The organism is Vreelandella gomseomensis (genome assembly GCF_031451645.1).
In the GTDB taxonomy this organism is placed as follows: Bacteria; Pseudomonadota; Gammaproteobacteria; order Pseudomonadales; family Halomonadaceae; genus Vreelandella; species Vreelandella gomseomensis.
This window is the reverse complement of record NZ_JARWAI010000002.1, coordinates 129,206-151,996: the sequence shown is the minus strand read 5'-3', so window position 1 is coordinate 151,996 and position 22,791 is coordinate 129,206. Positions and strand designations below refer to the sequence as shown.

Genomic DNA, 22,791 nt, shown 5'->3' with positions numbered 1-22,791 from the left:
CCTTGACAACAAAACCGCCCCGTGGGGGCGGCTTATAAGCGGACACGCGGCCACTCGCTAGGGCGCGCTATGTTAATTGATGCCTTTCGTTTGATGCATCCGATAACGCTGCCGTGGAGGATGCTTCATGCGTGCTGCTGTGAAACTCGTCCAGCAGTCCTTTCAGGCGCTGAGCCTGTAACGACAGCTCATTGGCAGCGCTGGCTGCCTGACTCACCAATCCAGCATTTTGCTGCGTCGCTGTATCCATTTGGGTCACTGCCTGGTTGATTTCATTAATGCCGTTGGTCTGCTCGCCGGATGCCTGACTGATTTCGCTGATTCGCGCGGTCACCTCGTCAATGGCGACGACGATATCCTGCATGGCGGATTCAGCCGCTTGCGCGTAGCCGCTACCGGTCGCGATCTGCTCCGAGGTGGTCTTGATCAGGCCGTTGATATTCCTGGCGGAAGCGGCGCTACGTGACGCCAGTTCGCGTACTTCGCTGGCCACAACGGCAAAACCACGTCCATGCTCACCGGCACGCGCCGCTTCAACCGAGGCATTCAATGCCAGTATGTTGGTCTGGAAGGCAATATTCTCGATCACGTCAACGATCGAGGAAACCTCGACAGAGCTTTCGTTGATGGCTTCCATGGACTGCGCCAGCCGCGATACCTGTTCTCCGCCCTGCTTAACCTTTTCTGCGGATTCCTTGACGCGCTGATCGGCCTCCTGGGCGTTGTCGGCATTGCGCTTGACCGTCGCGGCCATCTCTTCCATCGTCGAGGACGTCTCCTGCAGCGAAGATGCCTGCTGCTCGGTGCGGCTCGAAAGCTCGGTATTGCCCGCCGCAATTTCCGTCGATTCACTGGCAATGGCGTCAGCAACACTACGCACATCTCCAAACAGACGCTGCAGCTTATCCGCGTAACGGTTCACGGCACGGCGCAACTCGCCGATTTCATCGTCGCGATAAATGGTCAGTTCACGGCTCGATCCCCCCTGACCCAACTGATCGATCTGCTCCGTGGTGCTGCGAATCTGACGTAACAAAATACGTCCGCCCCACCAGCCCAAGGCGAGCAAAAGCGCCAACAGCGGCAGAATAAACACTAACAAGTCGCGCGTTAAGGTATGGGCCAGGCCCGTCACCTGGTCGCGGGGCGTTACCAGGCCAAGTGTCCATCCCGTATCGGGCATCTCGAACAACTGCACTGACGACGGCGCCTCCAGCACGCCGGCACTTTCTACACTGGCCTTCTCGCGACCAGCCTCAACGGCGTCCAAGACTGGCTGAAGCCAAGGCATATCATTCACTACATCGTCCAGGCCCAGCATTTCCCCTGATGCCTGCTCGACGCCCGGCAGGTCAATCACGTTGTCATCCTTATCCAGCACAAAGGCATAGCCGCCAGTACCGTCACCATTTTCGGCGAGAAACTCGGCGACCCCCCCCAGCTGCATGTCAATGGTGGCCACGCCTGCAAAGCTGTTATCGCGATAATAAGGCACGCTGCAGGTCACCATCGCGACGCCGGTGGTCGGATCGCGATACGCGGCAGACCACACGCATTGCCCCGGCTCCGCGCCACGGGCGCTGCTGTACCAGGCCTCGTCATGGTAGGGATCGATGTTGCTGGCGTTGTAGTCATCCAGAAACTCCAGCTCGCCCTGTGCATCGCGTGCCCAGAAGAAACTGTAACGCTCGACCCCCGATGAAAAAGCGCCGGGCTCCGGCCAGATACCGCCGCCTGCCACCGTTGCATTGCCATTATCATCAACGACATTCGGCAAGGCCTCGAGGTAGATGCCCTCTTCACGGGGCAGCGATTCGGCCAGCGCCGCTAAACTCGAGGTATTGCCCTCGACCCTGGCTAACTGGCCGTTGAGCGCATTCACGATTGAGCCCCCCGTTCGCTCGATCAGTGACTGACTTGCCTCGATAACCAGCGGCTGACCCCGCCATGCCATTACGCCGTAAATACCGGCCGCCATGAGTAACATCAGTACGAATGCAGCCAGTGAGAGCTGCCTGGATATGGTCTTGAACAACGTCGTTCCCCTTTTCAAGTGGAGTTCTTGTCAGGTGCATTACTTTCGAAACACCTTATACTTCTTATCGGCGTAAACTTACGAATCTTGACGTTGCTTCAACACCCTTTCTCTGACAGAGGGATCACACCTCGACATCGGCGAGGTTGCCGTAATTTTCAAGCCATGTCTTGCGATCGCCGGCGCGCTTTTTGGCCAGCAGCATGTCCATCATTTCCAGCGTGCCGTCGCCCTCATCGAGGGTAAGCTGAACCAGGCGACGAGTTTCCACGGCCATGGTGGTTTCGCGCAGCTGCAGCGGGCTCATCTCGCCCAGGCCCTTGAAGCGCTGCACATTCGGGGTGCCGCGCTTGGTGGCCAGCTGCTTGAGAATCGCGGCCTTTTCGCTTTCGTCCAGGGCGTAGTGCACTTCTTTGCCCAGGTCGATGCGATAAAGCGGCGGCATGGCCACGTAGACGTGCCCGGCGTCCACCAGACTGGGAAAATGCTTGACGAACAGTGCGCATAGAAGCGTGGCAATATGCAGGCCGTCGGAGTCGGCGTCGGCGAGAATGCAGATCTTGTGGTAGCGCAGTTTTTGAAGATCGGCGCTGCCGGGATCGGCGCCAATGGCCACGGCAATATCGTGGACTTCCTGGGAGCCGTAAATATCGTGGGAATCCACTTCCCAGGTATTCAGAATCTTGCCGCGCAGCGGCAGTATCGCCTGGCTTTCACGGTTGCGCGCCTGTTTGGCGCTGCCGCCGGCGGAATCACCTTCCACCAGGAACAGCTCGCTCTGGGCAGGATCCTGACCGGAGCAGTCCGCCAGCTTGCCGGGCAGTGCCGGGCCCGAGGTCACCTTCTTGCGCGCAACCTTCTTGGCTTTTTTCTGGCGGCGCTGGGCGGCGCTGATCACCATCTCGGCCAGCGCTTCGCCCTGATCGACGTGATGGTTGAGCCACAGCGAAAAGGCGTCTTTCAATACGCCCGAGACAAATCCGGCGATGGTCCGTGAGGACAGCCGCTCCTTGGTCTGCCCGGCAAACTGGGGGTCGAGCATCTTCACCGACAACACAAAGGAGGCGCGCTCCCATAGGTCATCGGCCGTGAGCTTGATGCCCCGGGGCAACAGGCTGCGGTATTCACAGAACTCGCGCAGCGCCTCAAGTAGCCCCGAACGAAAACCGTTGACGTGAGTGCCGCCCTGGGGGGTAGGAATCAGGTTGACGTAGCTTTCAAGCAAAGCATCGCCGCCCTCGGGCAACCATTGAATCGCCCAGTCCACGCCGTTCTCGTCGTCGCTGAAGTGCCCCACAAAAGGCTCGCCGGGCAGAACCTCGTAGCCGTCGGTGGCTTCCGCCAGGTAGTCGCGCAGGCCATCCGCGTAGGCCCACTCGGTTTTGGTGCCGTCAGGCTCGACGAGGGTGACCGCAAGCCCCGGGCAAAGCACCGCCTTGGCGCGCAATAGGTGTTTAAGCTTACCCAGCGCCAGCTTGGGGCTGTCGAAGTAGCTCTCGTCCGGCCAGAAACGCACCAGGGTGCCGCTGGCCCGCTTGGCGGCCTTGCCAATTTCGTGCAGCTCTTCGACCTTCTCACCGAACTCGAAGGCCATGGCATGGCGGGCGCCGTCGCGGGTGACCTCGACGTCCAGGCGACGCGACAGGGCATTGACCACCGAGACGCCGACACCATGCAGACCGCCCGAAAAGCGGTAGCTAGTAGAGGAAAACTTGCCCCCGGAGTGCAGCTTGGTAAAGATCAGCTCGACGCCCGACACGCCATGTTCGGGATGCAGATCGATCGGCATGCCGCGCCCGTTGTCCTGCACTTCAATCGCACCGTCGCCATGCAGCAGCACGCTGATGGCGGTGGCATGCCCAGCCAGCGCTTCATCGACGCTGTTGTCGATGACTTCCTGGGCAAGATGATTGGGACGCGAGGTGTCGGTGTACATACCGGGACGCTTACGCACCGGCTCGAGCCCGGAGAGGACTTCGATGGAACTCGCGCCGTACTGGGAGGCATCAAACTGGGTCATGTAACGTCGGTTCCTGAAGGGTCATGCACGTGTTCATGCTGGCAAAAGGCAATAGCATAGCGGAAAAGCAAAAAACTGTATATCTAGCCATGGTGTTTGCCACCAGGGGCGCCGGAAACAGGTCGTAGAGGAAGTTATTTGCCAAGGCCGGAAAAATGATCCCTTCAATTCCGGCATTTCCGCCATCCATGGCGGTCAGATGGCAAATGTAGCGCCCACGGATGGGTTCACAGCGCCTCCTCGTAGACCTATTGCCGGGTTAGCCCCGGCTCTAATGGCAACGATCTATCACTCCTGCTCCGCCGCCCAAAACGCCTCAATCAAGCCACGGCTGGACGCATCCATCCGCGTCAGGTCGCCCTGGTGGTCGATAATCTTCTGGGTATCCGTGGCGATCTGCTTGCCGAGTTCCACGCCCCACTGGTCAAATGGATTGATATCCCAGATGACGGCCTGAACAAACACCTTGTGTTCATAGAGGGCGATCAGCGCGCCTAGGGTCGAGGGCGTCAACTGGTCGAGCAGCACGGTGGTCGACGGCTGATTGCCCCGATAGCGTTTGTGCTCCGGACGTGGCCCATCCTCTTCAAGAGCATCGTCACCCAGCATCAGCACCCGCGACTGAGCGAAACAGTTGGCCAATGCCAGGCGATGCTGGGCTTTCAGGTGGCGCCGGGTGTCCGGGTCGGCCACGTCGTCGTAACGCTTAAGCGGGGCAATAAAGTCGCACACCACCAGCTGCGTTCCCTGATGAAGCAACTGGTAAAACGCATGCTGGGCATTAGGCCCCAGCTGCCCCCAGAGCACGGGACAGGTCGAATAGTTGACCGCCTGTCCCTGGCTGGTGACCGACTTGCCGTTGGACTCCATCTCGAGCTGTTCCAGGTAAGCGGCAAAATATTCCAGCCGACCGTCATAAGGCAGGATCGAATGGGCACGAATGTCCAGGAAGTTGACGTTCCAGATGCCCGCCAGACCCAGCAGCACCGGCAGATTCTCTGCCATGGGCGCCTCACGGAAGTGACGATCCATGGCATGAGCACCGGCTAATAGCTCGCGGAAATTGTCCATGCCGACCACCAGCGCAATCGGCAGGCCAATGGTCCCCCACAGCGAATAGCGCCCGCCGACCCACTCCCAGAACATCAGTTGATGATCGTCGGCAATCCCCCACTCGCTCATTTTCTCGGGGCTGGCGGAAACGCCGATGAAGTGCTGGCGGATGATCAGCTCGGCGCTTACCGGCGAGGCGCTTGGCAGCTCGCCGTGCTTCGACAGTCGTCCGATTAACCAGTCCCGGGCGGTATTGGCATTGGACAGCGTGTCGATGGTGGTGAACGACTTCGATGACAGCACAAACAAAGTCGTTTCAGGGTTAAAGCGCGTCAGGTAATCGGCCAGCTGCGAGCCATCCATGGTCGAGGCAAAATGCACTTCCAACGGGTGAATCCCCTCGGGCTGATAGTCACCCAGGGCACGGGTGACCATCAAGGGGCCCAGATCCGATCCACCGACGCCCAGGTTCACCACGTGGCGAATCGGCTTGCCGGTAGCGCCGCGCCACTGCCCCGCGTGGAGCCGCGCGACCAGTCGCTCCATCTGCTCGAGGCTATCGTGTACCGCCGCGGCCACGTCTTCGCCCTCGACCTCCAGGCTCGCCCCCGGCGGCAAACGCAAAGCGGTGTGGAGGGCCGGGCGGTTTTCGCTGACGTTGACCCGCTTGCCGTTCAACAACGCCTCGATGGAACCCGACACGCCAGCTTCCTCGGCCAGCGCCAGCAGATGCTCGAGGGTGTCATCGTCCCAACGCTGCTTGGAAAGATCCAGGGTCAGCCCCGCCACCTGACGAGTGAAGTGCGTCCAGCGGTCGGGATCAGTACCAAACAGGTTTTTCAGATGGACGTGCTCAAGCGCCTGGGCATGCTGCTTGAGCATTTGCCATGCGGGTAGCGTGTCGGGGGTCGCCCGTGATGATCCAACCATGTGCCCTCTCCTGTGGCGTCGTTCCATGCGGCAGGCATCTGTTCTAGACAGCTGTGTGCGGATCAAGCCTGTTCTCGTCTATGCAGGGCGCGTAAACTACGCAACCTCATTAACCATCCTGGCTTGACCATGAGTGATGCATCTTACCGTGACGCCATCTTTTCGACACCCCTGGATAAGGTGGCGAGGTTCTCCTTCGATGAACAGGTCGTGGCCTGCTTCCCCGACATGATCCGCCGCTCGGTGCCCGGCTACGGGCAGATTCTTGGCATGCTGAGCCTGATCGCCCAGCGCCACCTGCGCCATGGTGCTCATGTCTACGACCTGGGCTGTTCGCTCGGCGCTTCCGGCCTGGCACTCGCGGGTGCGCTGCCTGCGGACGCCTTTCGCTACACCGGGATTGACCTGTCCCCCGCCATGGCGCAGCAGGCGCGGCAAACCCTTGCCGACGAGTGCCCCGAGCATGCCATGCAGGTGGAAGAAGCCGACATCCGCACGCTCGAGTATGCGCCGTCGGGCATGATCATTCTCAACTTTACGCTACAGTTTTTACCCCCCGCCGACCGCGATGCGCTGTTGAAGCGGCTTTACGCGGCGCTTGAGCCGGGTGGCGTGCTGATTCTGTCCGAAAAAACCATTGATGCCGACGAGCGCGACAACGCCTGGCGCGTCGAGCGCTACCACGACTTCAAACGCGCCAATGGCTACAGCGATCTGGAAATCAGCCAGAAGCGCACCGCCCTCGAAAACGTGCTGGTGCCGGACACCCTGGACGCCCTGCACGGTCGCCTGACACAGGCCGGCTTCCCGCGTTCGATGACCTGGTTCCAGTACCTCAACTTTGCCTCGCTAATCGCCTTCAAGGAGGGCTAACGTTGGCCCCTCTACCCGACGATCATCGCGCGATTTATCAGGCGTTTTTAGATCAAGCGACGCTGGACGCCTCACTGACGCCCTGGCTTGGCAAGCTACCCGAACAGCTTGCCCACGGGCTGAACCGCAATCGCCACGGCGACCTATCCGCCTGGGAAAAAGCCGTGGCCAAACTGCCCGCGCTGCCTGCCGAGCGCCGCGTCGATCTGACGAGCGACACCGTAACCGTCGATATCGACCTCAGTGACAGCCAGCAGCGCCAGTGCTTCAACCTGCTCAGAAAGCTTGCGCCCTGGCGCAAAGGCCCCTTTCAACTGGGCGGCATTCACATCGATACCGAATGGCGCTCCGACTGGAAGTGGCAACGCGTCGCCCCCCACCTCGCTCCCCTCAAGTATCGCAAAGTGCTCGACGTGGGCGGCGGCAGCGGCTACCACGCCTGGCGAATGGCCGGTGAAGGCGCCACCTTCGTACTGGTGATTGACCCCTCGCCGCGCTTCTACTGGCAGTTTCAGGCGATACGCCACTTTGTCGGCGATGCCGATGGCGGCAGAACGCAGTTTTTACCCGTGGGTATAGAAGATGTGCCAGAGAACCTGGGCTTTTTCGATACGGTATTTTCCATGGGTGTGCTCTATCACCGCCCCTCGCCGTTTGAACATTTGCAGCAGCTCAAAGGGGCACTCTCCCCCGGCGGCGAGCTGGTGCTGGAAACGCTGGTGGTCGAAGGCGACGAGCAGACCGTATTTGTGCCCGGCGAACGCTACGCCGCCATGCCCAACGTTTACTTCCTGCCTTCCTCCAAGGCGCTATGCCACTGGCTTTCGCGCTGCGGCTTTACCAATGTGCGCGTCGTGGATGAAGCGGTCACCACCCTTGACGAACAGCGCTCCACCGACTGGATGACATACCAGTCGCTGGCCGATTTCCTCGATCCGGACGACCGTGCCCGCACCATTGAAGGCTACCCGGCCCCAAGACGGGCGGTGATATTGGCGAATAAGCCGGGGTAACACCATTTACCTGCGCAAAATCACCAGCCAGCGTCCCAGGTTCATGACGCTGGCAAGCGACGCAGCGACATAGGTAAACGCGCAGGCGGTCAGTACGTGTCGGGCACCGGCCATGTCGTAGGGCGGGACGTACTCTTTCAATAGCGGCAGCGCCCGGTTGAAACTGGCGTCAAACTCGACCGGAAGCGTCACCAGATGCACCAGGGCGGCGGTGCCAAAGCTGATCACGGCCATGACGACCACCAGCGCCAGCCCGCCCGGCAGCCGGGTAAGTAAAAACAAGAACGGCGCCGCCATCATCAATATCGCGCCCAACTTTTCGGCTTTTTGCGCAACGCCTACTAAGCGGCTACGCGCAAGTAGCGGCGCGTAGCCCTGGTGATGTTGAATAGCGTGCCCTACTTCATGGGCGGCCACCGTGACGGCCGTTAGCGAACGCCCATCGTAGTTATCCGGAGAAAGACGTACGCAGCGCGTTTCAGGATCATAATGGTCACCGAACTCCGTGCGCTCAACGCTTGCTCCCTCTATGCCCAGTCGGCGCAGCAGATGATCAGCAAGCTCGGCGCCGGTGCCGGGATAGTCGTCGCGTCCCCGAGTGTGGCGTTTAAGCACCCATTTTGCCCAGAGGTTGGGTAACACAAAGATCGCCAGGGCAGCGATAATCAGCACAATGAACATGGCGGCTCCCGAGTCATCGACGTATTGCCATCCCCTATTAAACACTGATTTTGGCAGTACGTGGTGACCAGGCGAGATTAATTGGCGGATCGTTCGTCGGAAGCTTCCTGATAGCTTTCGGCCACGTCGCGTTTGACGGCCTGAAGCCCACGCGCCGAGATATAGCCCTCGGCATGCGCATGTTCGGCAATCAATACGCTGTCGGCGGCCAGCACCAGTTGACAGTCGGTGTCTGCGAGCTCGTTGCGTAACCCCTGGATCGCTGCTTCACGGTCTGGATTGCGGTCAACGCGACGAATATAAATGGCCTTGATACGGCCCGGATAGTCGCGGACCACCTCGCTGTACACTTCAGGGTCGTGCTGACCGCTATCGCCGATCAGGATGCACGGCAAGTCGTCGTACTGGGTCAGCATACGATCGATCAAATCGCGCTTGTGTGCCTCTGCCCGACGCGGCCAGGGGTGACGCCAGGAAATCCCCCATTCACGTAGAAAAAGGATGGGGCCCACCGGAATACGGTTGAGCTGAAAAAACGCCTCAAGCATTTCATAAATGGCCCAGGGACCGCGTGACACATACAGGATAGGACGTTCCACTTTATCACTGCCGCCGCGATGCAGCGCCTGGTAAAGCGAGGCAACGCCGGGGAAAGCGGTGCGCCGGTGGGGCTTGCGGACAAACAGGCGATACAGCATCTTGAGCTTTTCGGCCACGCCGGTGAACATCACCGTGTCGTCGATATCGCTGATTACCAGCAAATCCGCTTCGGGCGGCGGCACGAAGACTTCCACGGTGGTTCGAATGGTCGATTGGCCTTCAGCCTTGACCTTGATATCGGCGACATGCCAGGACACGTCGATGGGCAGCGCATCGCTGATCGGCAGGTGGACATCAAAATAGCCATCGCGGTCGGTGGTGACACACAGTTGGTTGCCCCCCAGCGAAAGCTCGACTCGAGCGCCGGCAAAGCCGCGCCGGAAAATGCGCCGGGCAACATCCGCCGTATCACGCAGCATGCCGCGTCGGGGAATGGCACGACCCAGGGCGGCTTGACGAAACACCCGCCCCATCACAAACACTTCACGCTGTGACCCGTAGCCACGGTAGGGCTGCACCATCATGCCGCCGCTACCGAAGTCGCGCTTCATGGGTTTGGCAATCACGTGGACAAGCCGCTTGACGAAGCTTGCCCACTGACGAAACAGCCCCATCACGCGTGTTGACCAGAATGACGCTCTTCCTGCCAGAACTCCAGACGACTACCGTTCAGTGCTTGATTCATCATGCTCTCCATTTCGTGATGATTAAACATTAACAACATCTTGCCAGTGTGGCACCTGCTGTATAATCGTCAAGCCATGAACCGCGCAGCCAAGTGTGCTAAGCGTTGTACACCACGTTGCCCGACTGGGAAATATCGTAGCCGCCCAACGCCTCGGCGCGCTCGACAAACCGGGGCCTGCGGGTAAATGCCAGCAGGGACTGAACGCTGGGCTCGAAGTAGCTGCGCCGATGCATCATCACATCGAACTGTTCATCAAAGAGCGGAATGAATGCCAACTGCTGACGACGGGCGGCGGCCTCGACACCCAGCCCAACATCGGCCTCGCCTTGCAGCACGCTGAGCGCTAAATCATCTTCGCTCAGGCTGAGGTGCGTTACCCAACGCACCGACGTCTCGGCGATACCGGCTTGCGCCAGCAAATACGAAAGCAACTGAGCCGCCCCGGCACCGGGCTGGCGGTGCGCTACGCGTACCTCAGGGCGCGCAAGGTCAGCAATGCCGGTAATACCGAGCGGGTTGCCTTCGGCAATCAACAACCCCTGACGGCGCGTCGCCCAGCGCAGCACGACCAGGTCTCTGACGCCCCCAAGGCCCAGCTGTATGGGCTGATTGTAGCGACCGCTTGCTTGGTCGAGCAGGTGCACGCCGGCCACCATGGCGCGACTTTCCAGCAAACGACGCACGCCGTCACCGCTACCGTGAAACAGGCTGGCCAGGTCCGACTGGCTTTCGCGTATCGCCCACTCGAGCAGCGGATCCTGACTACCGGCCACGACTGCAGGCGGCGGCTGGCGCTGCGCTTGATCGCCTTCCAGGTGGTTGAGCACCCACAAATCCACCTGCTGACGGGGAAACAGCAGTTTCCCCGTGACCCGGCTGCAGGGAATTTGGCCCTGACGCACCAGATCGTAGACCTTGCGCTCCTTGAGACGCAGGTAAGCGGCCACTTCGCTGGTAGTTAAATACATCTCGGTCGACGACACTGGCCACCTCTTAGGTTTTATGATGCATAAAAATGCATAAATTTCAGCATAGGGTGCATTTGCACGTCTTTACCTACATGCTGTGCTTTCCTGCACAATGAATCGACGTCACCATGCCAACCCTTGCTTATGTCTGATAGCCATAACGCCTTTCTGACGGCGCTACAGCTTATTCTCCATATGGATAGCGATCTGTTTTCGATCGTGACGCTGTCGTTGCAGGTATCTCTCGTCGCTGTGTCACTTGCGGCGCTCGTCGGCCTGCCGCTGGGTGCCGCCCTGGCGCTGTGGCGCTTTCCGGGACGCAACGGCGTGATTATCGTGCTCAATGCGCTGATGGGGTTGCCTCCCGTAGTGGCGGGTCTATGCGTTTATCTGCTGCTATCCCGCGCCGGACCGCTGGGCGAATGGGGGCTGCTGTTCACGCCAGCCGCCATGGTCGTTGCCCAGTGGGTGCTGGTGCTGCCGATCATTGCGTCGCTGACCCGCCAGCAGGTGGAAGCGCTGCACGGCGAATACGCCGAGCAATTGCAATCACTGGGGCTCTCAAAGGCGCGCATGATGCCCACATTGCTCTGGGACGCGCGGGTCGGGCTGATCACCGTCATGCTGGCAGGCTTTGGCCGGGCCAGCGCGGAAGTCGGCGCGGTAATGATTGTCGGCGGCAACATCGACGGTGTCACCCGTGTGATGACCACCAGCATCGTGCTGGAAACCAGCAAAGGGAACCTGCCGCTGGCCCTTGGTCTGGGTATTATTCTGCTGGCACTGGTCACGCTGATCAATGCGCTCGCCCATTTGATGGGCGAAACCGCCAAGAGGCGCCTGGGATGAACGCGCCCTTTTCGACACAGACTCCGATTCCCGACCTCCAGTTGGAGAACGTCAGCTTTGAGCATCGCGGGCAGGCGCTTCTAGCCCCCACCTCGCTAACCCTTTCTGGCTCTCGACGGACGGTCATCATGGGGCCCAACGGGGCCGGCAAGAGTCTTTTAATGCGGCTGGCCCACGGCTTACTGGTGCCGACCAGCGGACAGGTGCGCTGGCAGGGCAAGACACCGGTGCAGGCCATGGTGTTTCAGCACCCGGTACTGCTGCGCCGCTCAGCGCTCGACAACCTGACCTATGTGCTCGCCATTCACAAAGCGCCCCGCGCCAAGCGTAAAGCGCGTGCCTATCAAGCGCTCGACACTTTCGGTTTAACCTCCCTTGCCCACCGTCCGGCCCGGGTGCTGTCAGGCGGCGAGCAGCAACGCCTGGCCCTGGCGCGCGCCTGGCTGCTTGACCCGGCCGTGCTGTTTCTCGACGAAGCCACCTCGGCCCTGGATCCGGCGGCGATCAAGGCCGTGGAAGATGCCGTAATGGCGTTCCATGCCAGCGGCACCCGCATTGTGATGACCACCCATGATTTGCATCAGGCCAAGCGACTGGCCGACGACGTGGTGTTTCTGCACAACGGGCGATTGCTGGAACATAGTCCGGCCGAGACCTTTTTCGCCGCGCCGCGCTCTGCGGAGGGTCGCGCGTTTATTCAGGGTGAACTGGTTTGGTAACCCTGCCCTCTCGTCACAACAATAAACTCATGACATGAAAAAGACCGCGATTGTATCCCGCATCAGCCTGCCAAGCCTCTGACGCATGACCTGACCGAACCATGGCATGAAAGGCGGCTCTGCGATGAAGGCCAGCAGGCGATTGCCGCCGACGACGTCGACGGTCAGCCTCTGTGCTTCCCCAACGTCCAATAATCTGCCCAGATGATCACCCTAAAAAAAGCCCCTTTGGCGCGGCCAGAGGGGCTTTTTCGTTCTTCGATACACCTTCCTGGGTTACAACAGCTGGCGGATATCCTTGGCTTCCCAATGGGGGAAATGCTTGCGTACCAGGGCGTTGAGGTCGCGCTCGAAGGCGGCCCAATCGGTGGTTGGCGGTTGACCCTCCGAGGCACTGGCAACGCCGCGGATCATACCCGCGCCAACGGTGACGTTGGTCAGCCGGTCGATAATGATGAAGCTACCCGTGCCGGGGCTGGTGCGATAATCGTCGACCGGAATCGACGCCGTCAGTTCTACTTCACAGCGGGCAATGGCGTTCAGGCTCAACGAATCCGTGGTGTGCTTCTCGAGCGTATTGACATCGATCTGGTAGTCAATGTCGCTGACCTGACCGGACAGATCCCGCGTGGCAAGCTTGAAGTCATAAAGCTTGCCCGGCGCCAACGCGTCTTCGTGCATCCAGACGATATCCGCCGTGAAGGTGTTGGAAAGCGGCACGTCGGCCTCGGCGCTGACCAGCCAATCCCCCCGGGAGATGTCGATTTCATCGACCAGCGTGACGGTAACCGCCTGCCCCGGATAGGCTGCGTTCAAATCGCCGTCAAAGGTCACGACCCGGGCCACCTGGGATGTCTTGCCCGACGGCAGTACTTTCACCGCCTGCCCCGGGCGCAGTACGCCGGCGGCCAGGGTGCCGCAGTAACCGCGGAAATCGAGATTGGGACGATTGACATACTGCACGGGCAAGCGCAGGTCGGTGAGGTTCTGGTCGTAGGTCACCTCGACGCTTTCCAGAAGCTCGATCAGCGTTTTACCTTCATAGCCCGCCGTGAAATACCAGGGCGTCTGTTCGCTGGGGTTGACCACGTTGTCGCCGTCAAGCGCCGACATCGGCACAAAGCGGATATCGGGGGCTTTGAGGTTGGTCGCAAAGGCACGGTACTGCTCGACAATCTCGTTGAAACGCTGCTCGGAGAAGTCGACCAGATCCATCTTGTTGACCGCGATGACCAGGTGTTGAATGCCCAACAAGTCGGCGATAAAGCTGTGCCGCCGGGTTTGCGTCTGCACGCCGTAACGCGCATCGATCAGGATCACCGCCAGGCTGGCAGTCGAGGCCCCGGTGGCCATGTTGCGGGTGTACTGCTCGTGCCCCGGGGTATCCGCGATGATGAACTTGCGCTTGTCGGTGGAGAAAAACCGGTAGGCTACATCGATGGTAATGCCCTGTTCGCGCTCCGACTGCAGGCCATCGACCAGCAGCGCCAGATCGACGTTATCGCCGGTCGTGCCGCTGGTTTTGGAGGCCTGGGTAATCGCCGCCAGTTGATCCTCGAAGATCATCTTGGAGTCGTGGAGCATCCGGCCAATCAGCGTGGACTTGCCGTCATCGACGCTGCCGCAGGTGATAAAGCGCAGCAGATCCTTGTTTTCGTGCTCTTGCAGGTATTGCTCGATATTGTCGGCAATCAGGTTGGATTGGTGAGCCATGTTAAAAATACCCCTCGCGCTTTTTACGCTCCATCGAGCCGGCCTGGTCGTGGTCGATGGCGCGGCCGCTGCGTTCGCTGGTTTTGGTCAGCAGCATTTCCTGAATGATGTCCGGTAGCGTGGCGGCGGTGGATTCTACCGCGCCGGTGAGCGGGTAGCAGCCCAGGGTTCTGAAGCGCACCCATTTTTCTTCCGGCACTTCCCCCGGCTCCAGCGGCAGGCGCTCGTCGTCGACCATGATCTGCATGCCGTCGCGCTCGACCACCGGGCGTGGCGCAGAGAAGTACAGCGGCACGATGGGAATCGACTCGAGGTAGATATACTGCCAGATGTCCAGCTCGGTCCAGTTGGAGAGCGGGAACACGCGGATCGATTCGCCCTTGTCGACCTTGGCGTTGTAGATGTTCCACAGCTCCGGGCGCTGGCGCTTGGGATCCCAGCGGTGGTATTTGTCGCGGAAGGAGTACACCCGTTCCTTGGCGCGGGAAGCTTCTTCGTCCCGGCGGGCACCGCCAAAGGCGGCGTCGAACCCGTACTTGTCCAGCGCCTGCTTGAGCGCCTGGGTTTTCATGATGTCGGTATACTTGGCGCTGCCGTGGTCGAACGGGTTGATGTTCGCCGCGCGGCCTTCCTCGTTGATGTGCTCGATCAGTTCCATGCCCACGTTGGCCGCCATGCGGTCGCGGAAGTCGATCATTTCCTTGAACTTCCACGTCGTGTTGACGTGCAGCAACGGGAACGGCGGGGTGCCGGGGTAGAACGCCTTGCGCGCCAGGTGCAGCATCACCGATGAATCTTTGCCGATGGAATACATCATCACCGGGTTGGAGAACTCGGCGGCGACTTCGCGGATGATATGGATCGATTCCGCTTCGAGCTGTTTCAAGTGCGTCATGCGGGCGGCACTGAGCGCACCTGACGCCTCAGGCTGCGGCGCGGCTGAGCGCGTGGAAAACTGGGACATGGCCGACTACCTCACAAAAACAAACGTGTTGCACTGCGCAAAACGCTAAGCGCCAGAATGTGGGTAGGGTAACGTTTCGGCAATAATAACCCAAAAGAATTAATAACTATCTTTTTATGCTTTTACTACCTATCTCATCAAATGGTTGCCATGCCGGCTATACCGACACCCGCTCAAGCCAGGTTTCCCACTGACCGCCTTTGAGGTCAAGGACGCGATAGCCCGGGCGTGACGCTTCATCGATCATGAACTGTTCCGCACCGGGCATGAACTGATCGGATATCGCCGGGCAGCCATACACGGCCACCTCGTGTTCCCCCGCCAGGTGGCGCTCGGCGTAGGCTTGATGGACATGACCAAAGACAATGACCTTGACCTGCGGACAAGCACCTACCACCTGCCAGAACGCCTCACGATCCTGAAGGCCGATGGCGTCCATCCAGGCGGCGCCCACGTCCACGGGCGGGTGATGCATCGCGATCAGGGTCGGGCGCTCGTCCGTCGCCAGGGTGGTGGAAAGCGCGGCCAGCGCCTCTGGGCCAAGGCGACCGTATGGCTCACCGGCGACCGGCGTATGCAGCAGCAGCAGCCGCCAAGCCGATAGATCGACTTCGTCGACCAGCGGGTGCTCGGCCTGCATGAGGGAGGGCTGATCGTGATTGCCGGCCAGCCAGGTCCAGGGGCACGTCAGCGGCGACATGGCCTCCATCGCGAGCGCATAGGATGCCGCCGTTTCATCCTGGCTGACGTCGCCCGTCAACACCACGAAATCGGGTCGTTCAGCAATGACCGCTTCCAGCACGCGCTCAAGATGCTGCCAAGGCACGCCGGCCCGGGAGCGCGCCTGCTTGTCGGCGTAGAGGTGGGCATCGGTGATTTGCACCAGGCGCATCAGGGGAGCTCCGGGACGTCGACAGTGTGTCCATGCGCCAGACCATGCGCCAGCCATTCGCCAAGAAAGCGATTTAGCTGCAGCTTTTCATCGGGCTGGTGCATGCGCGCATTGGGGTAGCGATAGCGTCCCCTGAAATGGCGCTCACGCTGGAAATCGGTCACCTCCGCCATGCGGACGTCATGGTAAAGATGCACACGCATTCTGGGGCCTTCCCACAGCGTATCCATCGGGCTGCTTTGCGACACTTCCAGCATGGTGGTGTAAGGGGCGTTTTGCAAAATCTTGAGTTGTAAATCGCCGAAATCCTGATCGTCGCTGCGCAAGGCAATGTTGCGTTGCTGATCGCCTTCCAGGTCACCCACCAGGCGAACCAGGCGCACATAGTTGGCGCTGCACTCGGCCTGGAGCGTTTTTAAATCGGTGACATAAGCCATTTTCGCCATGATCACTCCTCGTCGGTTTCGCCTTGCGGGGGGATTGACTGCGAAGCGGCGCGCAGCGAGGCGCGCTGGCCCGCTAGCCAATGCAGTCCAATCAAGCACATGGCGTTGTCGAGTCGTCCCTGGCTCAAGAGTTCCCACGCGGTGGGAAAAGACACCACATGGACGCGAATATCTTCGTGTTCTTCATCCAGGCCGTGAATCCCGCCGAGCCCCTGGGTGTTGACCAGGCCGCAGAAGAGCGTCACCCGTTCGTTGCAGGCACCAGGACTTGGGTAATAGGTGTGCAGCTTGGTGAGTCGGCCAACGCGGCAGCCTGCTTCTTCCAGGGCTTCTCGGCGGGCCACGCTTTCCAGCGACTCGTCCTTTTCCACCAGGCCGGCGACCAGTTCGAGCTTCCAAGGGGTCTGTGGATCGTCAAAAGCACCGGCGCGGAACTGCTCGATCAGTACCAGAGCATCGTGCTCGGGATCGTAAAGCAGCACGCCGACGGCATCAAAGCGGTGATGCACTTCACGCCGCATGACGTCACTCCACCCGCCTTCAAAAAGCCGGTGACGCAATTCCAGTGCCTCAAGCCGGAAGAAGCCCTGATGCAGCGTGTCGCGTTTCAGCAGCTCGACATCGTCTCGCCCCAGCGGCGGCGTGTCGAGTAGTGGCGTTCGAGTGGCGGATGCCATGTGGCGCTCCCAGTGGTAACAATCGGCCTATTATCAATGCTTGCCACCGGGAATGCCAATTTGTCGAATGAACGCTACAGCGTATCGAGCAACGTCTGGGCATCTCGGCGCAGGGCTTCGTCGGAAGCTTGGCGCCCCTCTCGGGCGGTTCCATTGACCGCCCGCCTGGCATGCTCACGCGCCGCCTGGGTGTTGCCTTCTTCCTGCAAAAAGGCTGCATAGTAATAGTTGACGTCGATGCCATCGGGGCGGATCTCCAGCGCACGCTGAAACATTTCCTCCGCCTTATCGCTGTCGCCAAAGCTGATCAGACCACCGGGCACGCGATCGTACAGGGCGCCCAGGGTTACGTAGGCCGAGCCGTTATTGCCGTCCAGGTCGATCTCGATGGCACGTTCGAGCGTGCTGCGGGCTTCCTTGGCAACGCCCAATGCGCCGAGGCCACCGCGCTCGCGGGCGTAGGCGGCAAGCACAACGCCTTTCCAGACCAGCACCTCGGCCTGATCGCTATGCTGTTCCGCCAGCTGGTCGGCTTCGTCTGCGAGACCGCTTAGCGCTTCTTCGCGCTGGCTTTCGGGCATCTCGGTGACGGTATGTTCCCAACGATTCTTCAGCGAGAACAGCTCGCTTTCGTAGGCCATCGCGCTCAACGACGTGAACGTCAGCGTGGTGCCAAGCGCGCTCAATGCGAGATAGCGCATCAGATGGGGATAGGCCATTATCAACTCCTTGGATTGTTGTTGTCCGATTCGTGCAGGTGGCAAGGTGCAGCCACCCAAACAATGTAACGAACGTTTGAATTAATCGCCAGTCGCAAATCATTTCCATGGCGTTTGGCCGCGCCGGGGCAAATCACGTTAAAGTAGGTACCGCCTAAACAAAGGAGTTGGCAATGAAAGGCCGCAATATGTCCCGTTGGCGCGACCCGGCAAAAGATCCACGCCAGGCACCCAAAAGCAACCTGATTACCGCCGAGGGCGCCGCACGCCTGCGGGGTATTCTGGATCATCTCTCGCGGATGAAACGTCCGCAAATTTCGGCGAAAGTGGGCGAAGCGGCCGCCCAGGGCGACCGCAGCGAAAACGCCGATTACACCTACAACAAGAAAGAGCTGAATCGCGTTATCGCGCGCATCCGTTACCTCACCACGCGCCTGGAGGAACTCCAGGTGGTCGACCGCCTGCCCGCCAATACCGACAAGGTGTTTTTCGGCGCCTTCGTCAAGCTTGAGGACGAAGAAGGCGGCACACTCGAGATTCGCATTGTCGGCCACGATGAAACCGATACGAAAAAACGCTGGATCAGCATCGACGCCCCCATGGCGAAAGCGCTGCTGGGCAAGGAAGTCGGCGATGATATCACCGTGCTCACGCCGGACGGTGAAACCTTCTACACCGTGACAAGCGTAGCGTACACCGCCCCCAGTGCGGGCTAAGAAATCTCTGATTAACGTTATGAGCGCAGGCCAGACAAGGCAAAAATTAACGAAAAAGCGGAGTTTACTGATTGTAAATGAGAATTTTGATCGGACTCGCGCACGAGGCGATTTTTAACGCCGTATGGCCAAGCGCAATAGTTAATCAGTGATTTCCTAACGCTTTTGCGCCTGGTACACCCTAAACCGGCGATTATCCGCCAGCGTCTGAAACGACTGAAATGCCTGCTGTAGCAGATCGGGGTACGGCAAAAAGGCATTGGCGACCATGAAAAGCTGGCCTTGCGGCGCCAGATAATCCGGCGCCTGGCTGATCAGTCGCTGGGTTGCCCCATAGCTCACATCGCGCTCCTGGTGAAACGGCGGATTGCTGACGATAATGTCGAAGGACTCATCCGGCAAGGCAGCATAAACATCGCCTTGCACCACGCGGCCCTCCAGGCCATTGGCGCTCAGCGTGCGCCGGGTCGCTTCAACCGCAAACGCACTCACGTCCACACCGGTGACATGGTGGCCGCGCTGAGCAAGCCACGCGCTGATAATACCGTCGCCGCACCCCATATCCAGCACGCGCTTTGGGGTGCGGGGTAGCCCGCTTTCCAGACATTCCAACAGCAGCTGGGTGCCTTCATCCACTTTGCCATGGCCGAATACACCGGGATGGCTGATCAACGTCAGCCCCAGCGCCTCGAAGCGCTGCCACGCTTCGTCCGTGGCGGCCTCTTTTACCGTGCGCGTCGCAAACAGCGAGCAGCGGCGAGCGTTATCCAGCTTGTCGCATTCCATCCCCCGCTCCGCCAGCACCTTAGGCACCCGCTTGATGCCGCCGTTGTGCTCACCGACAATCTCCAGAGGGGTATCAGCGGGCAGCACCTCACAGAGCCACTGCAGCCACCAAAGCCCCAACTGATGGGCTTTGGGCCAGAACAGCACCACCTCGCCGGACAAAGGCGCGCCGCCTTGCTCCTCAAACGGGGTGCGCGCCGGCTTACCGCCAGCGGCCCAGGCGTCGAGCGCGGTCAGGTCAGCGCTCACCACGCCGGCGGATTGCGCCACCAGCCAGGGATCCAAAGGCGGCCCCACTACCCAGAAGGGTGAATGGCGCGATTGCCGCTCAAGCAGTTGGCACGCGGGTACTTGCGCACTCATATGACGGTCTCCGGTTTGCGCAGGGTATAAAGCAGGTAGCGGCCCAGCCGCCAATGGGGGTCGTATTGGCAATACTGCTTTTCGAGTGCCAGCAGTTTGTCACGCTCGGCGTCACTGGTTGGCGGGTGCTGAAGATAATCCTGAAAGATACGAATCCCGGCTACTGATTCGATCGTCAGATGATGATCCGCACTCCACTGCGCTATCTGGTCGTGGGTCACCGGCGAGATTGGGGTCAGGCGCTGGCGCTTGCCCTGCCCTTCCAGCCGGTCGTTCAGCGCCTTGTCCACGTTGCCCTTCAGCGCGTTGGAAAAACGCAGCGCATCACGATTGAAGACCATCAGACTCAACTGCCCCCCCGGCGCCAAAAGCGCCGCCAGTGACGCCAGCGCTGCGCGCGGATCGCCCAGCCATTCCAGCACGGCATGGCAGGTAATCAGCGGCCAGGGGCCGGGGTGCTCATCGGCCAAATGCTGCAACGGGGCCTGCCCATAAGTGATCACCTGCGAGGAAAGTTCGTCGCACGCCGCATGCCAGTGCTGCGCATAGGCCAGCATGTCGGCGGAGGGCTCGGTCATGGTGACGGCGTGCCCTCGCTTGGCAAACCATGCGGCTTGCTGACCTAGCCCACCGCCAACGTCCAGCACCGCCTGCTGGCTCAAGTCCAGCATTTGCGGCAGTAAATGGTCGAGCATCGCCAGGCGTAGCTCACCCCGCGGCGCCTGGTAAAGCGAGCGGGCAAACTTGTCGACCAGGCCATCGAAGTACCGATCGCCTTCCTCGCTTAATTCTTCAATTCGCTGCATGCCTCAAGCCAGTTGTCGTCTCAAAGCTGGCTAGTTTACCTTGCTTATAGGTGAAACGCCTGCCGTCGCCCGATCATCGGTACTGGGGCTTGACCAATGCCACCGCTGGCCTGGCGGGTAGCCGCTTCCTTATATGCTCATTTGGCATTGCCTTTCGCATAGAAACCGACTAGCGTTGGGAACGTTCCCATTTTAATTACAGCGCACCGACACCTATGCCTTCGCCGCCTACCCGGGCCACCTTGATCGAAGTTGCCAAGCGAGCGGGCACCTCCAAGTCCAGCGTTTCACGCTTCTTTGGCCCCGAACGCGACAAGCTTTCTCAATCGCTGCAGCAGCGTGTTGCCGAGGCTGCGGCGGCATTGGGCTATCAGCCCAACCAGATGGCCCGGGGACTCAAAGGCGGCGGCTCCCGCCTGCTGGGGATGATGGTGGCGGATATACGCAACCCTTTTTCGGTGGCCGTAATGCATGGCGTGGAGATCGCATGCCGCGACTTCGGTTATTCGTTGATCGTCTGCAATACCGATAACGACCCGGCGCTCGAACAACACCACCTGGCGACGCTCGCGGCCTATCAGGTCGAAGGGCTGATTATCAATGCCGTCGGGCAGTCGGGGCAGACATTGCTGGACAGCGGCGTGCCCCGGGTTCTGCTCGATCGTGACATCAAGCATCTCAACGCTGAGGTGATCGGTCTCGACAATGCCCTGGCGATCGATATGGCCCTGGCGCACCTGGCGCAGCAGGGCTATCGCTCGATTCTGTATGTCAGCGAAACGCCCGAGCACACCAGCACTCGCCAGGCGCGACTGGAGCGTTTTCAGCAACAGGCAGACGCAATGGGGTTCACCCACCAGACGCTGATGCTCAGCCATTGGGACATCGACGCGCCCTGTGCAAACTTGGCCACGTTCGTGGAACCGTATGCGCCCGGCCATTGCGCGGTGCTGTGCGCCAATGGCAACGCCACGCTGGCCATGGCGCGCTGTTTCAAGCGGCTCGGCGTCGCGATGGGCCCCGTGGGATTGATGGGCATCGACGAACTCGAATGGTGCGAACTGATGACACCGGGCATTACCACGCTTGCCCAGCCCACCGACAGCATCGGCCGTGATGCCGTCGCCTGTCTGGTTAACCAACTTGAACGACGCGCGACGCCGCTGACTTTTCACAGCCGTCACTCACCTCAACTGCTCGTCCGGGGCAGTACCGCTCCGTGACCGTTACCTATTCCACTTGCTAGAGACTACTCCCATGGAAAACAGGCGCTCTTCTTCCCCTCAGGTGCTTACTTTCGGCGAAGCAATGGCCATGTTCGTTGCCGATGACCAAGGTGACCTGTCAGCGATTGAGCACTTCCATCGCCGGCTGGCCGGTGCCGACAATAACGTGGCGATTGGACTGTCCCGCCTCGGGTTTCATGTAGGCTGGTTGAGTCGTATCGGTACCGACAGCCTCGGCCGTTTTATCCAGCATGCCTTGAGCGCTGAAGGTATCGATGACCGTTACCTCCATACCGATACGCAGCATCCAACAGGGCTGATGTTCAAAGAGCGGGCCGAGGAAGGCGCCGATCCTCGCGCGGAGTATTTCCGACGCGGCAGTGCTGCGAGTTATCTGTCCGTCGACGACGCATCAACCATCGACTTCTCGTCGCTCACCCATCTACACGCCACTGGGATTACCCCTGCGCTCTCTGAAAGCGCCTGCCAGTTAACGCGCCATTTAATGCAGCAGGCCCGTGCCCAAGGCGCCAGCATCTCCTTTGACCCTAACCTGCGCCCCTCGCTTTGGCCGAGTGAAGACGCCATGCGCGACACCCTGAATGCGCTTGCCAGCCACGCCGACTGGGTGCTGCCCGGCCTTGCCGAAGGGCAGTTACTAACCCAGCAGGAGACCCCGGACGCCATCGCCGACGCTTACCTGGCGCGCGGCGCCAAGGCGGTAGTGATTAAACTGGGGCCAGAAGGCAGCTACTATCGGGGAATGCTTACCGGCAAACTGGAGAGTTTTACCGTGCCGGGTCAGCCCGTGGCCAAGGTGGTGGATACGGTCGGCGCCGGTGACGGCTTCGCCGTGGGGTTGATCAGCGCGCTACTCGACGGCCTGTCACCTAAGCAAGCACTCAACCGGGGCAACCTGGTGGGCGCCCAGGCCGTTCAGGTGATAGGCGATATGGAAGGGCTACCCAATCGCCAGCAACTCCAGGCGCTTGAAGCCAACCACCCCGATGCCTGACGCTTGGCGATACGTTAAAAGGCTTTTATCAAGGAGATA

Annotated in this window: 21 protein-coding genes; 7 read left to right on the top strand and 14 right to left on the bottom strand. The window is 60.3% G+C overall.

Features of this window, described 5'->3' with window-relative positions:
- Positions 1 to 67 precede the first annotated feature (67 nt).
- From QC815_RS02830 to pgi, 3 genes are all read right to left on the bottom strand, one after another.
- Entirely contained in the window at positions 68 to 2,035 is a 1,968-nt protein-coding gene (locus tag QC815_RS02830) for a methyl-accepting chemotaxis protein (protein ID WP_230446556.1), read from the bottom strand.
- Positions 2,036 to 2,159: 124 nt separating this feature from the next.
- Positions 2,160 to 4,055 (bottom strand): DNA topoisomerase IV subunit B, encoded by a 1,896-nt coding sequence (gene parE, locus QC815_RS02825; protein ID WP_230446555.1) that lies wholly within the window; start codon positions 4,053 to 4,055, stop codon positions 2,160 to 2,162.
- Positions 4,056 to 4,343: 288 nt separating this feature from the next.
- On the bottom strand, positions 4,344 to 6,038 hold the full coding sequence (pgi, locus tag QC815_RS02820) for a glucose-6-phosphate isomerase (RefSeq protein ID WP_309766856.1): 1,695 nt from the start codon (positions 6,036 to 6,038) through the stop codon (positions 4,344 to 4,346).
- A 129-nt stretch (positions 6,039 to 6,167) separates the two neighbouring features.
- Here pgi and cmoA point away from each other — a divergent pair, with 129 nt between their 5' ends.
- Entirely contained in the window at positions 6,168 to 6,911 is a 744-nt protein-coding gene (cmoA, locus tag QC815_RS02815; protein WP_230446553.1) for a carboxy-S-adenosyl-L-methionine synthase CmoA, read from the top strand.
- 2 nt (positions 6,912 to 6,913) lie between these two features.
- Entirely contained in the window at positions 6,914 to 7,924 is a 1,011-nt protein-coding gene (gene cmoB, locus QC815_RS02810) for a tRNA 5-methoxyuridine(34)/uridine 5-oxyacetic acid(34) synthase CmoB (RefSeq protein WP_309766855.1), read from the top strand.
- 6 nt (positions 7,925 to 7,930) lie between these two features.
- Here the strand turns inward: cmoB and QC815_RS02805 are convergent, their stop codons facing one another.
- The 3 genes from QC815_RS02805 to QC815_RS02795 form a co-directional block, all read right to left on the bottom strand.
- Positions 7,931 to 8,605, bottom strand: a complete 675-nt coding sequence (locus QC815_RS02805; RefSeq protein WP_230446551.1) for a zinc metallopeptidase — start codon at positions 8,603 to 8,605, stop codon at positions 7,931 to 7,933.
- Positions 8,606 to 8,682: 77 nt separating this feature from the next.
- Positions 8,683 to 9,819 carry an App1 family protein gene (locus QC815_RS02800; RefSeq protein ID WP_230446550.1) on the bottom strand — a complete coding sequence of 379 codons (1,137 nt, stop codon included), beginning with the start codon at positions 9,817 to 9,819 and terminating at the stop codon, positions 8,683 to 8,685.
- 169 nt (positions 9,820 to 9,988) lie between these two features.
- A complete protein-coding gene (locus QC815_RS02795) occupies positions 9,989 to 10,876 on the bottom strand; it encodes a helix-turn-helix transcriptional regulator (RefSeq protein ID WP_230446549.1) in 888 nt (295 codons plus the stop codon).
- 129 nt (positions 10,877 to 11,005) lie between these two features.
- Between QC815_RS02795 and QC815_RS02790 the strand changes: the two genes are divergently transcribed.
- Complete coding sequence (locus QC815_RS02790) at positions 11,006 to 11,710, top strand: ABC transporter permease (protein WP_230446548.1); 705 nt, start codon at positions 11,006 to 11,008, stop codon at positions 11,708 to 11,710.
- The gene (locus QC815_RS02785; RefSeq protein WP_230446547.1) at positions 11,707 to 12,429 is read left to right on the top strand and encodes an ATP-binding cassette domain-containing protein; all 723 of its coding nucleotides are present in this window, start codon (positions 11,707 to 11,709) and stop codon (positions 12,427 to 12,429) included. The genes QC815_RS02790 and QC815_RS02785 overlap by 4 nt, the downstream gene beginning before the upstream one ends.
- Positions 12,430 to 12,705: 276 nt before the next feature.
- On the opposite strand, the gene cysN is transcribed toward QC815_RS02785, so the two are convergent.
- The 6 genes from cysN to QC815_RS02755 form a co-directional block, all read right to left on the bottom strand.
- Positions 12,706 to 14,142 carry a sulfate adenylyltransferase subunit CysN gene (cysN, locus tag QC815_RS02780; protein WP_309766854.1) on the bottom strand — a complete coding sequence of 479 codons (1,437 nt, stop codon included), beginning with the start codon at positions 14,140 to 14,142 and terminating at the stop codon, positions 12,706 to 12,708.
- 1 nt (position 14,143) lies between these two features.
- On the bottom strand, positions 14,144 to 15,106 hold the full coding sequence (cysD, locus tag QC815_RS02775; RefSeq protein ID WP_309766852.1) for a sulfate adenylyltransferase subunit CysD: 963 nt from the start codon (positions 15,104 to 15,106) through the stop codon (positions 14,144 to 14,146).
- A 157-nt stretch (positions 15,107 to 15,263) separates the two neighbouring features.
- Positions 15,264 to 15,998, bottom strand: a complete 735-nt coding sequence (locus tag QC815_RS02770; protein ID WP_309766850.1) for a metallophosphoesterase — start codon at positions 15,996 to 15,998, stop codon at positions 15,264 to 15,266.
- Complete coding sequence (locus QC815_RS02765) at positions 15,998 to 16,444, bottom strand: DUF1249 domain-containing protein (RefSeq protein ID WP_230446543.1); 447 nt, start codon at positions 16,442 to 16,444, stop codon at positions 15,998 to 16,000. Before QC815_RS02765 ends, QC815_RS02770 begins: the two co-directional genes overlap by 1 nt.
- 2 nt (positions 16,445 to 16,446) lie before the next feature.
- Positions 16,447 to 17,121, bottom strand: a complete 675-nt coding sequence (locus tag QC815_RS02760; protein WP_230446542.1) for an NUDIX domain-containing protein — start codon at positions 17,119 to 17,121, stop codon at positions 16,447 to 16,449.
- Between the two features lie 74 nt (positions 17,122 to 17,195).
- Positions 17,196 to 17,840, bottom strand: a complete 645-nt coding sequence (locus QC815_RS02755; RefSeq protein WP_309766848.1) for a tetratricopeptide repeat protein — start codon at positions 17,838 to 17,840, stop codon at positions 17,196 to 17,198.
- Between the two features lie 173 nt (positions 17,841 to 18,013).
- Here QC815_RS02755 and greB point away from each other — a divergent pair, with 173 nt between their 5' ends.
- A complete protein-coding gene (gene greB, locus QC815_RS02750) occupies positions 18,014 to 18,556 on the top strand; it encodes a transcription elongation factor GreB (protein ID WP_309766846.1) in 543 nt (180 codons plus the stop codon).
- A gap of 156 nt (positions 18,557 to 18,712) precedes the next feature.
- Here the strand turns inward: greB and QC815_RS02745 are convergent, their stop codons facing one another.
- Positions 18,713 to 19,705, bottom strand: coding sequence for a class I SAM-dependent methyltransferase (locus QC815_RS02745; protein ID WP_230446539.1), 993 nt, complete (start codon positions 19,703 to 19,705; stop codon positions 18,713 to 18,715).
- Entirely contained in the window at positions 19,702 to 20,511 is an 810-nt protein-coding gene (locus QC815_RS02740) for a methyltransferase domain-containing protein (protein WP_230446538.1), read from the bottom strand. The genes QC815_RS02745 and QC815_RS02740 overlap by 4 nt, the downstream gene beginning before the upstream one ends.
- Positions 20,512 to 20,726: 215 nt before the next feature.
- On the opposite strand from QC815_RS02740, the gene QC815_RS02735 reads away from it, so the two are divergent.
- Both QC815_RS02735 and QC815_RS02730 read left to right on the top strand, forming a co-directional pair.
- Positions 20,727 to 21,734 carry a LacI family DNA-binding transcriptional regulator gene (locus tag QC815_RS02735; protein ID WP_230446537.1) on the top strand — a complete coding sequence of 336 codons (1,008 nt, stop codon included), beginning with the start codon at positions 20,727 to 20,729 and terminating at the stop codon, positions 21,732 to 21,734.
- 34 nt (positions 21,735 to 21,768) lie between these two features.
- Positions 21,769 to 22,752 (top strand): sugar kinase, encoded by a 984-nt coding sequence (locus QC815_RS02730; protein ID WP_309766843.1) that lies wholly within the window; start codon positions 21,769 to 21,771, stop codon positions 22,750 to 22,752.
- Positions 22,753 to 22,791: the final 39 nt, after the last annotated feature.